Below are 12316 nucleotides of genomic sequence, written 5' to 3'. Positions count from 1 at the left end.
CTCGCTGCGCATCTCGCGCAGCACATAGCTCTGCCGGTCCTTCGCGCCGGCGAGGTTATCGCGCAGGTTCAGCTTCGAAGGCGCCTTCGGCAGCGCCGCAAGCAGCGCGGCTTCCGCAATCGTGATCTGGTCCGGCGCCTTGCCAAAATAATAGCGCGAGGCCGCATCGATGCCATAGAGGCCGGAGCCGAAATAGATGCGGTTAAGATAGAGCGTCAGGATCTCGTCCTTCGTCATCTTCTTCTCGAGCTGGCGGGCCAGCGTGATTTCCTGCGCTTTGCGCTGCATTGTCTGGCGCGCGTCCAGCACGAGGTTCTTCACCACCTGCTGGGTGATCGTCGAGGCGCCGGATACCGTCTCGCCTGCCGCCGCATTGGAAATCGCCGCGCGGGCAATCGCCGCCTCGTCGGCGCCGTCATGGTCGTAGAACCGCTTGTCCTCCGCCGCGAGGAACGCCTGCGGCACATGGCGCGGCAGGTCCGCCACAGCGATGGCGCGGCCATAGCGCGGCCCCTTCACGGTCAACGTCAAGCCATTGGTGTCGACGAACTCGATGGCCGGTTCTCGGTTGGCGTCCCAGAGTTCGGAAATATTGCTCGGCAGTTTCGGCATACCATTGTGCAGGCTATGCCACTTCCACGCCGCCCAGAGGCCGCCCGCCAGCAGGATTCCGCCCACCGCGAGGATCAGGTAGCGCACCACCGGGCTCTGCCGGCGCAGGAATGCCGGGGTCGGCACACGGACGATGCGGGGCATCTGGGGAGGTGTGGGAAACTGGTTGGTCATGGCTGGCGTACGGTCTCCGGCTGTCTGGATGAACCTGCCGTGAAAGGACAAGCCTAGCTGTAAGAAGATTACGGCAGGGTGAAGGCGTCCCGGTTACGGAGACATCCCTAGGGCGCACGCGCCCGAAAGGTGTTATGAGAACTACAGATGCAACCCGGGATCCCTCACATGCGACCTCTACTTTTCGCCCTCGCCGCTACGGGTCTGGCCCTCGCCGCCGCCTGCACCCAGGAAACCGAAACGCCTGTGACGGTGGCGCTCGAAGTGCCGGACGCGCCGGCCCCGACGCCGGCCCCGGTCATCGACGCCGCCGCTCTCGGCATCCCGATGGACGAAGGCTCGATCGCCGATGGCCGCGAGATCGCCGTTCACCAGTGCTCGAACTGCCACGGCCTCGACAGCGACGCGAGCCTGCGCCCCGAAGCCCCGCCGCTGCGCTACGTCCTGTCGGTCTATCCCGCCGCATCCCTCGCGGAAGACTTCCGCAACGGCATCCATGTCGGCCACGAAGACATGCCCGACTTCGTCTTCGGCGACCTCGGCATGGACGTGCTGCTGAGCTACCTCGTCTCCATCCAGGAACCACCCCCGGCCGAGTAGGCTGGGCCGCGCGTGTGGCCTCCTGCTGCCCCTGCAGGACTGGACATTCCAGCAAAAGGACGATCTGCTAACCTCGTCGGTCCTGACAGAAACGGGCCTGACAGAAACGGGCCTGACAGAAACGGGCCTGACTGGACCGGGCCTGACTGAAACGGGCCTGACTGAACCGGGTACGATGACCGGGGAGATTTCACCCGAAGCTGCCCAGCTTGCGGAACTGATCGAGCAGCGGCAGCAGGAAGCGGAAGTCCAGCGCCGCGCAGACCTTGCCCGCGAAGCAAAGCAGCGGGAGATCAGCCTAACCGCGCAATATCACCAACACCGGCGCCTCCGCTTGTCGGTGCAGGTGCGCCGCTTCCTTCTCCGAACGGTCTGGTCTGTGCTGCTCGTGTCAGCGCAGACGGCGCTGCGGCCTATGCCAGCTGGCTCTCGCGCGCGGCCGGCGCGGCCTGCCGCCTGCCTTCCTGCGCCAGATGGGAAAGCGCAGCACGCGGCGGCGTGGCCAGTGACTTTGCCTATGGCGAAACGCTGTCGACGGACCTCGCGAACTACGCTCCCCCCTGTAAGCAGCGACAAGGCCCTGAACCGCGCCGCAGCCGCCGGGGCCTGCCCAGCGAACCGCTATGGTCTGCGTATTGTCCGCGGCATTGCCAGCGAAGGGACGTGCGATTGGGGGGACGCAAACGCCGGCACGTGCAAGGAGGCCTGGTTACGGGGTGGTTCATGGGGCCTCAGCGCAGACCTCGCGCGCTTCAGCCAGCCGCATTCCACGCTGCGCGATTTTCGCGGTTACCACCCGGGTTTCCAGATCGCCCGTGACCTTGATTGATCCGTAGACGGCGGAGACAGAAAATGACCCACACAGATTTGAAGCCTCTCAGCTTCCGGCAAGTCAGCCATAACGAACTGCGGCCACAGATGTTCGACAATGACCAGACGCGCGCCAACGCCTATTGCATCGGCGACCTGATCGCGCTGTGGCATGCGCCCGGCGCCGTCCGCTTCATGGTCGCGTTCAGAAGGGGCCCTGGTGTCCGGGAGGACGGGCCGCCGCTGAACGGCGAAGCAGAGTTTTCCGCGCTCCGTGCAGGGCAAACGGCGGATCGGACATATCCTCCGTCAAGTGCCCGGGCGGTTCTTTTTCATACGGGAGGCCGATGACCGGCTCCGGCCGCTCAGTGATCCAGGCGCAGGCCCCGGCCCCGGCACCGGCAACCGGCACCGGCAACCGGGCAGCTGCCCACTTTTCCTGTGCCGTGCGCGGGTATCCGGAACAGCGTTGGCGTCTGCGCCTGTTTGCGCAGCGGCCTGTTCGGAGGCTGGAAGGAAATCATCATCCAGACCCGGAAGAAATCCCTCTATGGCGCGTATCCCTCTGCCCCCTCAAGCCATCCCCGGCCGCCAGGCCTCCTTAAGATGCGGCGGCAGGAACCCCGGCGCAATCGCGATGATGTCATAGCGCCGGCCGCACGCATGGAATCTCGGCCGCTGGGCCATCCAGATTTCCGCCGCCCGGGCGATCTGGCGCCAGGCGGCCGGCGTCACGGCGTCCAGCGTTGCGCGTTCATTGACCTCGATGCAGCAGATCACATCGCCCTTACGCGCCACAAGGTCGATCTGGCCGACCGGCAGCCGCACACGGCGCGACAGGATCGTGGAGCCCTTGGCCCGCAGCCACCAGGCCGCCAGCGCCCCGGCCCTGCGGCCGCGCGCCTCGGCGGCCGCACGGCGCCCCATCGCCCGCCTTCATCTGCAGCGCGCGCTGGTAGACCTCGCGTTTCGGCATGCCGAGGGCTTCGGCCACCGAAGACGCCGCCTCTTTGGTGGGCATTTCTTTCAGCGCCACGCGCAGCGCCGCGTCGACATCTGCCGCCGTCGCCGCCACTTCCCTGGGCGGACCGACCAGCAATACAATCTCGCCGCGCGGTGGTCCGGCCTTTTCATAATGCGCAGCAAGGGCCGCCAGCGTACCCCGCCGCGTTTCCTCGAACAGCTTGGTCAGTTCGCGCGCCACGGCGCAGTCGCGCTCGCCCAGCACCGAGGCGAGGTCCGCCAGCGTGTCCGCCAGCCTCGGCCCGCTCTCGTAGAAGACGAGCGTCGCCGGGACCTGTTTCAGGCTCTCGATTTCCGTCCGCCGCGCCCCGGTTTTCGGCGGCAGGAAACCCGCAAACAGGAACCGGTCGCTCGGCAATCCGCTCGCCACGAGGCCCGCCAGCAGCGCCGAGGCGCCCGGAACCGGGAACACCCTGAGGCCGCGCTCCAGCGCTTCGTGCACCAGCTTCCAGCCGGGGTCCGACACCAGCGGCGTCCCGGCATCCGAGATCAGCGCGATCCGCCCGCCCTCTTCCAGACGCCTCAGAAGGCCCGGTCTCCGTTCCGCCCCATTGTGGTCATGGTAAGGGCTGAGCCGGGCTTTAATCGCGTATGCGGACAAGAGTTTTGAGGCGACGCGCGTATCTTCGGCCAGCACTTCTTCCACACCGCCGAGTATATCCAGCGCCCGGAGGGTGATGTCCCTCAGATTACCGATCGGTGTGGAGACAACATAAAGACCGGGCGCTACAGCCACGGGCGGTTGCCCGGCGCGCGGCGCCCCCATAGACTCAGTCCCAGCACCAGCCTCGTCGGGAATCGCATCGGCGCCAGAAGGATCAGAAGATGACATCGCGTCTACCATCGCTCAGTAAGTTCACTGCGCCAAGTCTAGTCCTGGTTTGCCTGTTGCTGGCCAACGCCTGTGCCAGCGCGCCGACCCGCCCGCCCGTCTCCATCGGCTCCGGCCAGGCGCGGGTTGACCCTGTCACAGGTCAGCCCCTGGCTCCGGATGCGATCATCGCCGAAGAAACCACTCAGGGTTCTGTCCGCGGTGATGGCGGCCTGACCCCGCCCTTCATGGTGGGCAAGGACGTGAAGCGCGCCGCCGTGCTGCTACCCTTCTCGCACCCGGCCGCCAACGTGCGCGCCGAAGCCGAAGCGATGCTCGCCGGCATCGAGCTGGCCCTGTTCGAGAATGGCGGCACCGATTTCCTGATCCTGCCGAAAGACACCGGGGGCCGCGCCTCAACCGCAGAGGCCCGCGCCGATGAAGCCGTGAAAGAAGGCGCCGACATTATCCTCGGCCCGCTGTTCGGCACCGAAGTGACCCCGGTGAAAGACGCCGTGAACCGCGACCAGATCCCGGTCATCGCCTTCTCCAATGACCGCCTCGTCGCCGGCGGCGGCGGCTATCTCGCCTCCGTGATGCCGGAGGAAGAAGTCGTCCGTATCATGGGCTATGCCGCCAGCCGCGGCACGCGCACCTTTGCCTTCCTTGGCCCCGACACCGCCTATGGCCGCCAGGTCGAAACCGCCATGCGCGCCGAAGCGGCAAAGAATGGCTGGAGCGTCATCGGCGCCGGCTTCTACGATCCCTCCTCAAGCGCCAGTTCCGAAGTCTCCCGCGTTGCCAGCCTGATCAAGTCCGAGCGCAGCCAGGTCGGACTGCTGATCCCCGAGCGCGGCACCAAGCTGCTCTCGATCGCGCCGCTGCTGGTCGTCAACGGCATCGACCCCGGCCGCACCCGTTTCCTCGGCACCAGCCTCTGGGACGATGCCGCCATCTGGCGCGAACCGGCCCTCGCCGGCGCCCTCTATTCAGCCGTCGATCCGGACAACATGACGACCTTCAAGGACACTTACAAACGCATCTATGGCCGCGCGCCGACCGACCTCGCCGCTGCCGCCTATGACGCCGCCGCCCTCGCCATCACGCTCGCTTCCGAAAACAACATGAAGCATGGCGGGGTCACCGATCCGGACGGCTTCATGGGGGTCAATGGCCTCTTCCGCTTCCGCCTCGACGGCACCTCCGAACGGGGTCTCGCGATCAAGGAAATCCGCCAGTCCGGCGCCTCGATGGTCGAAAAAGGGGTTACCAGATTCCCCCCCGGCGGTAGCTGATCGGCCCCTGAGGCCTGATTGAAGGCCCTTGCGGTGACTGGCGACACGCCCCAAATCACCTGCCTCAGGGCAGACGATTGCGGTTTGGCGGCCATTTCATGAGCAAGCGCGACTATTATGACGTTCTCGGCGTGGAACGCGGGGCCGATGAAAAGGTCCTGAAGTCGGCGTATCGCAAGCTGGCCATGAAGTATCACCCCGACCAGAACCAGGGCGATCTGTCAGCCGAAGAGAAATTCAAGGAAGTGGGCGAAGCCTACGCCGTCCTGTCGGACGCCCAGAAACGTGGCGCCTATGACCGGTTCGGCCATGCCGCGTTCGAGAATGGCGGGGGCGGTCCCGGCGCCGGCCCGTTCGGCTCTGGCGCCAATCCCGAAGACATCTTTCAGGACCTCTTCAGCCAGGTCTTCGGCGGCGGCTTTGCCTCCGCGGGACGCAAGCGCGGCGGCCCGCAGCGCGGCGCGGACCTGCGTTATGATCTCGAGATCACCCTTGCGGAAGCCTATACCGGCAAAGACGAAACCATCCACGTGCCGCAAGCCGTGCCCTGCAAACCCTGCGACGGCCTTGGCGCGGCTCCCGGCACCAAGCCGGAATCCTGCGAAACCTGCGCCGGGCATGGCCGCGTGCGCGCCCAGCAGGGCTTCTTCACGATGGAGCGCACCTGCAATATCTGTCAGGGTCGCGGCACCATCATCCGCAAGCCGTGCAAGACCTGCGGCGGCCATGGTCAGGTGAAGGAAGAACGCAAGATCTCGGTCAAGATTCCGGCCGGCGTCGAAAGCGGCATGCGCATCCGCCTGACCGGCGAAGGCGAACCTGGCTCCGCCGGCGGACCGAAGGGCGATCTCTACATCTTCGTCGAAGTGGTCGAACACGACATCTTCGAACGCGACGGTCCAAACCTCTATTGCCGCGCGCCGGTGCCGATGGCGACCGCTGCACTCGGCGGCGAAATCGAAATCCCGACCATCGATGGCGGCCGCGCCCGCGTGGCCATCCCGGAAGGCGCGCAGACCGGCCGCAAGCTGCGCCTGCGCGGCAAGGGCATGCCTACCGTTCGCCAGGGCAATCCGCAGGGCGACCTGTATGTCGAGATGTTCGTCGAGACCCCGCAGAACCTGACCGCCCGGCAAAAAGAACTGCTCCGCCAGTTCTGCGATTGCTCCGCCGCCGACTGCCACCCGGAAAGCGAAGGCTTCCTCGGCCGCATAAAACGCTTCTGGGGCGGTGACGGCGACGAGAAACACCCGAGCTGACGGCGGGTGATTGTCCCAGGGCAGGCCCCTGCCCCGACGCGGCGGCTTGATCCCGAAGGCACCAGCCATAGAGTGGCGCTCTGAACCTGGCGGGATGTCCATGACAAATCTCCTGAGACAATTGCCTCAAGTGGACATGCTCCTCAGCGGAGCAGTCATGGCAGGCCTCGCCGAAACCTATTCTCGCAGCGAGCTCACAGAAGCCCTGCGCGCCGAGCTGGCCGCGCTCAGGGCGGGTATCCAGTCGGGCGCCTTAGGGGCCTTGCCGGACTTTGCCGGCGCGCCTTTCGCGGACCGGATCAGCGCCCGGCTCGAAGTGCGCCGCCGGCCAAATCTCGTGAGCCTCGTCAACGCCACTGGCATCATCGTGCATACGAACCTCGGCCGCTCGCGCCTTGCCCCGGAAGCGCTCGCGGCGATCGAGGCTGCCGGGCGCGGCCATACCAATCTCGAAATGGACCTCGCCACCGGCAAGCGCGGCTCGCGCCACGCGCATGTCGAGGCACTGATCTGCGAGCTGACCGGCAGCGAGGCGGCGCTCGTCGTCAACAATTGCGCGGCCGCCGTTCTGCTGAGCCTGATGGCTACTGCGCAGGGCCGCAAGGTCATCGCCTCGCGCGGCGAACTCATTGAAATTGGCGGATCTTTCCGTCTTCCCGACATCATCGCGCAGAGCGGCGCGGTGCTGAAGGAAGTTGGCGCGACGAACAAGACGCGCGCCGCGGACTATGCCGCCGCGGTAGACGATGACACCGCCGTGCTGCTGAAAAGCCATACCAGCAATTACCAGATCGTCGGCTTCACGGCGGCGCCGAGGCGCGAGGATCTGGCGGCGCTGGCGCGCGAGACGCGCACGATCTTCATGGAAGACCTTGGCAGCGGCGTGCTGGTCGACCTTTCGCCTTACGGGCTGAAGGATGAACCGGTCGTCTCCGATGTGATCCGGTCCGGCGCCGATCTCGTGATGTTTTCCGGCGACAAGCTGCTCGGCGGGCCGCAGTGCGGGATCATTGCCGGACGCAGCGACATCGTCCGTAGCCTGAAGTCCCACCCACTGTGCCGGGCCGTGCGCATTGACAAGCTGTCGCTCGCCGCGCTGGAGGCGACGCTGCGCCTCTACCGCGCGCCGAATGACCCGTTCCGCCGCATTCCGGTGTTGCGGGCGATTGCGCAGACGACAAGCGATCTGCAGGCCCGGGCCGGCCGGCTCGCCGCCGCGCTGACGGCGATCGGCCTTGAGGATGTCTCGGTTGTTCCATCGACAGCCTATGTCGGGGGCGGATCGTTGCCCCAGCAGACGCTCGGGAGTTTTGCCGTAACCGCTGCCCTGCCCGGCACGGCGCCAGATACGCTCGCCGCCCGGCTGAGGGGCTGCAGCGTTCCGGTCATCGGCCGCATCCGGGATGAGCGCTTCTTCATGGATGTCCGGACACTGACTGAAGAGGATCTTCCACATGTCGAGGCCGCTTTCCGGGCCGTGGCGGCGCAATGACAGCCTGCCCGCTTGTCGTGATCGGCCATGTCGATCATGGCAAGACTGCTCTGGTGCGCGCGCTGACCGGCACGGACACAGACAGGCTGGCGGAGGAGAAGCGCCGAGGCCTGTCCATCGTGCCGGGCTTTGCGCATCTGAAGCATCAGGGGCGCATCATCGACCTGATCGACGCCCCTGGCCATGCCGATTTCATCCGGGCCATGATTTCCGGGGCGAGCGGCGCGCGCGGCGCCCTGCTGGTCATCTCGGCGGTTGATGGCATTGAAGCGCAAACGCTGGAACACATGGCCATTGCAGCGGCGCTCGGCATCCGTGCGGCGTTGGTGGCCGTCACGAAAGCAGACCTTCTCGCCCCCGGCGAAGCCGGCGCGCGGGAGGCGGACCTGCGCGCCGCCCTCTCCAACACGGATTTTGCAGATGCGCCGTTCATTTTCTGCTCGGCTATCAGCGGCGAGGGCCTTGCCGCCGTGTCCGGCGAGCTGGCCGCTCTGGCGACGCGCGCCGCCGATGAAACGCCGCCGCCCGGCGCCTTCCTGCCAGTCGACCGGGTCTTCGTCGCCGAAGGCCATGGCACAGTGGTCACCGGCACGCTGCTCGGCGCGCCCATCGCGGTGAATGATACGCTCGTGCTGTCGCCCGCCGGGCGCGGCGTAGCCGTGCGGCGCATCCAGGTGCGCGGCGAGGACGCGGTCATCGCGAGGCCGGGCGAGCGCACCGCGCTCAACCTGCGCGGACTTCCCGCAGACGCCGTTCATACCGGCGACGTGCTGCACGAACCGGAAGCCTTCGCGCCGTCCCGGGAAGCCGACGGCGTTTTCTCGCTGCCGGCCGCAGGCCGCCGCCCGGTGCGGCACATGGAAGTCGTGCGCGTGCATTTCGGCGCCGCGCAGGCGAGCGCGCATCTGCACCTGCTCGGCGCGGCGCAGATGATGCCTGGAGAGGCGGCATTGGTGCGGCTGAAATTTCGCGCGCCGGTCTGCCTCTATGCCGGCCAGCGCGTCGTCCTGCGGCGCCTCTCGCCGGGCGAAACGCTGGGCGGCGCCCTGATCCTTGACCCGCAAGCGGCTGCGCTCACGGCAGGCAAGCCAGCCCGGCAGGCGACCCTTGTGGCGGCGCAGGCCGGCGACCTGCCGGGCCTTGCAGAGGCGCTTGCAAGGGAAGGCGGCGGACTTGCGCACATCAAGGACGTTGCACGCCTTGCCCGAAGGCCTGCCGCCGGCCTCGCCGAGGCGCTGACAGAAAGTTTTGTTCCTGTGGGCCAGAACAGGCTTGCGTCCGCCAGAAGCCTTCAAGCGGCCATAGAGGCATACCTTGAAAACCTCGCTGCCTATCATGCGGCGTTTCCGCTCCGCCTGCTTGCGCCGCGTGCACGGATGGCAGACCCGAACCTCGCCCCAGCGCTCACCGCGCAAGCCGAAACGCGTCTCGCCGCGGCGGGCGCCATCGTGCTTACGGCCGCAGGCGCGGCAGCCGCCGGCCATGCGCCGGCTGGCAATCTCTCAGAGGCCCAGACGGCGCGCATGGACGCGCTCGAGACGGCACTGAAAGCCGCGGGGCTCAGCGCGCCCGGCTCCGCCGCCTTGTCCGGCACACCTGAAGAAGCCGACCTCCTCGCGCTGCTGATCCATTCCGGGCGAGCCATCGAACTCGAAAATGTCGCCCTGAACCAGGCGCTGCTGTTGCATGCCGACGCGGTTGCTGGCGCCATCCGCACGCTCTCGCAAGCCTTTCCCGGCCGTACGGCTTTCACGACCGGCGAAGCGCGCGCGGCGCTCGCCACCAACCGCAAAAGCATCGTGCCGCTGCTCGAACTTCTCGACAGCCTGGCCATAACGGTGCGGACGGGAAACCTCCGGCATGTCGCTTGAGATTTGACGCAGCACGACAGGCCGCTACTGTTGGGGCGTAACGGAGGTGACTGGAGTCTGGTGGCTTCCCTGGTCTTCAAAACCATGGACGCGCCCCACCGGCGCGTGGTGGGTTCGATTCCCATCCACCTCCGCCAGCGGCCCTGCGTCAACCTAGACAAAGGCGCCGGAGCACAGACTATAGGAAGAAACCAGAGCGGACATGCCGATGACCGACCCGAAGCCTGCCTTCTCACTGAAAACGCTGACCGGCGAAACGTTCAGCCTGCCCGGACCCGGCCCCGCGCTGGTCGTGTTCGTGAAGGAGGACTGCGAGACATGTAACCTCGCCGCGCCCGTCGTGCAGGCCTTCCACCGGGCCTACGGGACCGCGATGGCGGTGGTGATGCCGGCGCAATCGGGCGACGGCAATCTCGTGCTGCGCGACCGCCACGGCCTCACCCTGCCCATCCTGGATGACAGCGACTGCAGGACATCCTTCGACTGGGATATCGAGATCGTTCCGTCCGTGTTCTGGATCGATGCGAAAGGTGCAGTGCTGTCGCATTTTGAGGGTTTCGTGCGCGAGGAGTGGCAGGGCCTGAACGACCAACTGGCCGCCAGCCTCGGCCTGCCTGCGGCGCAGGTGGACTGGGGCGGCCTTGCGCCATGGCGACCGGGCTGCGGGTCAAAACATCTGTATCCGGAATATTTTGACAAGCTGGCAGCGGAGCGCGGCGGCGGACAGCTGAAGGCGCGGCGCATCGAGATTGCCGTGGCCGACGATGTGTCAGAATTCATGTTCGACCAGGGTTTCTCGGACGGCCTGCCGCTGGTGCCACCGACGCCCGAGCGCGTGCTGCGCATGATGCAGGGCACCCGGCGCGCGCCGCAGGACCTTGTGGCGATCGTGGCGCCCAACATGGGCGAGGCGACCGTTGAGAAGGTGGCGATCAACGCGGTCATGGCCGGTTGCAAGCCGGAATACATGCCGGTCATCATCGCGGCGCTCGAAGCGGTATGTACTGATGCCTTCAACGTCCACGGCGTGACGGCAACGACGATGGGCGCTGCACCTGTGATCGTGGTCAACGGACCCGTCCGTGAACGGATCGGGATGAACAAGGGCCTGGGTGCGCTCGGCTCCGGCAACCGAGCCAACGCCACGATCGGCCGCGCCATCCGGCTGATTGTCGGTAATGTCGGCGGCGGCAAGCCGGGCGGCGTCGAACGCTCCACGCTGGGCAACCCGATGAAATACACGATGTGCTTCGCCGAAAACGAAGAGCGCTCCCCCTGGCCGCCGCTGCATGTCGAGCGCGGGTTCCGGAAGGAAGATTCGGTCGTGACTGTGTTTGCGATGACCGGCGGACCGGTCCACATCGTCGACCAGGAGTCGCGTGCGCCCGACCAGGTGGCGGGCTCCATCGGTCTCGGCCTCGAAGGCGTCTTTCTGCCCAAGCTGCGCAACCTGCCGGTCGATGCGCTGCTGGTCGTCTGCCCGGAACATATCGACACGCTGATGAGCGAAGGCCCCTATTCGAAGGAGCGCCTGCGCGCCCGGATCCAGGAGGTGACGCGCCGGCCGCTGCGCGAGATGGTCGCCGATCCCGTCTCCGGGGCCGGCATCCCGTTGGCCATCGCCGAGAAGATGGGTCCCGAGCGGCTGTCGGCGCTGGCACCCAAGTTTGCCGGCGGCGAATACATCCACATTGTCGTGGCGGGGTCTGATGCCGGGAAGTTCAGTTCTGCGTTCCATGGCTGGGCGACCGGGGAAATCGGCTCGCAGTCGGTCTCCCGCCGGATCGATTCCGACTAGCCGCGCGGGCAAATGCAGTTACTCTGTCGCCGTACAGAAGAAGAAGAAGAAGAAGGAGGATGAATGACGATAATCCTTGACCCCACAGATGAGCGAAGGCCCGTCGCCCGGCAGGTGAGCCCGCGCAAGGGCGCGATCAGCGGAACGGTCGGCCTGATGGACATCCGCAAGCCGCGCGGCAACGTGCTGCTCGACGAATTGGAACGCCAGCTCCTGGCCGCCGTGCCCGGCATCAAGGTGGAACGGTTCGCCAAGCCGACCTTCACCAAGCCCTGCCCGGATGACCTGCGCCGCGAAATCGCCGGCAAGGTCGACTACCTTATCGAGGCGCTTGCAGATTGAGGTTCCTGTACGACGTGCAGTCTGCACGACACAGTCTGGTTTGAAATCCAGGGAATCCCGTCCGTCAGTATCGCCTCCTCGGAGTTTGACGAAGCCGCCGACTTCCAGCGCAAGGCGCTCGGAATGAACGATGCGCGTTATGTGCTTGTCCCGCATCCGATTCAGGATGCGACGGATGAGGAAATGCGGGCCAAGGCCCGGGCCGCGCTGCAGCCGGTGCTGGACGCGC

At 66.4% G+C, this 12316-nt stretch carries 11 protein-coding genes and 1 tRNA gene; 9 read left to right on the top strand and 3 right to left on the bottom strand.

Features of this window, described 5'->3' with window-relative positions:
* A partial coding sequence (locus tag WEA77_RS13600; protein ID WP_368068420.1) for a transglycosylase domain-containing protein occupies nt 1–786 on the bottom strand: 786 nt, incomplete at its 3' end.
* Between the two features lie 168 nt (nt 787–954).
* Here WEA77_RS13600 and WEA77_RS13595 point away from each other — a divergent pair.
* Both WEA77_RS13595 and WEA77_RS13590 read left to right on the top strand, forming a co-directional pair.
* Nucleotides 955–1386 carry a cytochrome c gene (locus tag WEA77_RS13595; RefSeq protein ID WP_368068419.1) on the top strand — a complete coding sequence of 144 codons (432 nt, stop codon included), beginning with the start codon at nt 955–957 and terminating at the stop codon, nt 1384–1386.
* Nucleotides 1387–1695: 309 nt separating this feature from the next.
* The gene (locus WEA77_RS13590; protein ID WP_368068421.1) at nt 1696–2205 is read left to right on the top strand and encodes an SUMF1/EgtB/PvdO family nonheme iron enzyme; all 510 of its coding nucleotides are present in this window, start codon (nt 1696–1698) and stop codon (nt 2203–2205) included.
* 564 nt (nt 2206–2769) lie between these two features.
* Here the strand turns inward: WEA77_RS13590 and WEA77_RS13585 are convergent.
* Together WEA77_RS13585 and rsmI are read right to left on the bottom strand one after the other, a co-directional pair.
* On the bottom strand, nt 2770–3024 hold the full coding sequence (locus WEA77_RS13585; protein WP_368068418.1) for a YraN family protein: 255 nt from the start codon (nt 3022–3024) through the stop codon (nt 2770–2772).
* Nucleotides 2984–3955 (bottom strand): 16S rRNA (cytidine(1402)-2'-O)-methyltransferase, encoded by a 972-nt coding sequence (gene rsmI, locus WEA77_RS13580; RefSeq protein ID WP_368068417.1) that lies wholly within the window; start codon nt 3953–3955, stop codon nt 2984–2986. Before rsmI ends, WEA77_RS13585 begins: the two co-directional genes overlap by 41 nt.
* Before the next feature lie 89 nt (nt 3956–4044).
* Between rsmI and WEA77_RS13575 the strand changes: the two genes are divergently transcribed.
* The 7 genes from WEA77_RS13575 to WEA77_RS13545 all read left to right on the top strand — a co-directional run.
* Nucleotides 4045–5325 carry a penicillin-binding protein activator gene (locus tag WEA77_RS13575; RefSeq protein ID WP_368068416.1) on the top strand — a complete coding sequence of 427 codons (1281 nt, stop codon included), beginning with the start codon at nt 4045–4047 and terminating at the stop codon, nt 5323–5325.
* Between the two features lie 98 nt (nt 5326–5423).
* Nucleotides 5424–6584, top strand: coding sequence for a molecular chaperone DnaJ (dnaJ, locus tag WEA77_RS13570; RefSeq protein WP_368068415.1), 1161 nt, complete (start codon nt 5424–5426; stop codon nt 6582–6584).
* Nucleotides 6585–6684: 100 nt separating this feature from the next.
* The gene (gene selA, locus WEA77_RS13565; RefSeq protein WP_368068414.1) at nt 6685–8076 is read left to right on the top strand and encodes an L-seryl-tRNA(Sec) selenium transferase; all 1392 of its coding nucleotides are present in this window, start codon (nt 6685–6687) and stop codon (nt 8074–8076) included.
* Nucleotides 8073–9947 (top strand): selenocysteine-specific translation elongation factor, encoded by a 1875-nt coding sequence (gene selB, locus WEA77_RS13560; RefSeq protein ID WP_368068413.1) that lies wholly within the window; start codon nt 8073–8075, stop codon nt 9945–9947. Before selA ends, selB begins: the two co-directional genes overlap by 4 nt.
* Nucleotides 9948–9989: 42 nt before the next feature.
* Nucleotides 9990–10084: transfer RNA gene (locus tag WEA77_RS13555), tRNA-Sec, on the top strand.
* A gap of 71 nt (nt 10085–10155) precedes the next feature.
* Complete coding sequence (locus WEA77_RS13550) at nt 10156–11745, top strand: TlpA family protein disulfide reductase (protein WP_368068412.1); 1590 nt, start codon at nt 10156–10158, stop codon at nt 11743–11745.
* Between the two features lie 63 nt (nt 11746–11808).
* A partial coding sequence (locus WEA77_RS13545; protein ID WP_368068411.1) for a UGSC family (seleno)protein occupies nt 11809–12316 on the top strand: 508 nt, incomplete at its 3' end.

Origin of the sequence: Hyphomonas sp. (genome assembly GCF_040882205.1) — a bacterium.
Classification (GTDB): Bacteria; Pseudomonadota; Alphaproteobacteria; order Caulobacterales; family Hyphomonadaceae; genus Hyphomonas.
Note: the sequence above shows the minus strand (reverse complement) of the source record. Positions and strands in the feature narration are given on the sequence as shown.